Source organism: Streptomyces sp. SP18CS02 (genome assembly GCF_036322365.1).
Lineage (GTDB): Bacteria > Actinomycetota > Actinomycetes > Streptomycetales > Streptomycetaceae > Streptomyces.
The window spans coordinates 1-326 of sequence record NZ_JAQYXC010000225.1 but is presented as its reverse complement, the minus strand read 5'-3'; the positions used below and the strand labels follow the sequence as shown (position 1 = coordinate 326).

Genomic DNA, 326 nt, shown 5'->3' with positions numbered 1-326 from the left:
TTGTGTTTTGTGTGTTTGTTTTGTTTTGGTTTTGTTTTTTTTTGTTTTGTTTGTGTTTTTGGTTTTTTTTTTGTTGTGTTTGTGTGTTGTTGTGTTGTTTTGTTTTTTTTGTGTTGTTTTTTTTTTTGGGTTTTGTGTGTTGTGTTTTTTTTGTTTTTTTTTGTTTTTTTTTTGTTTTTGTGGGGGTGGGGTGGTTTGTCGGCGCGGCGTCCGGGGGGTCTGTGTTTGGTTGGTGTTTTGTGTTTGTTGTGTGTTTTTTGGGGGTTTTTTTGCGGGTGTTGGTGGTGCGGGCGGCCTTTTTGTTTTGTTTGGTGGGGTGTGCGGCC

The 326-nt window shown here is 38.7% G+C and carries 1 protein-coding gene; it reads left to right on the top strand.

The genetic code is table 11. The features are described 5' to 3' along the window. Positions 1-326: hypothetical protein (locus PUR26_RS34570; protein WP_329868613.1), on the top strand; the 326-nt coding region annotated here is incomplete at both ends.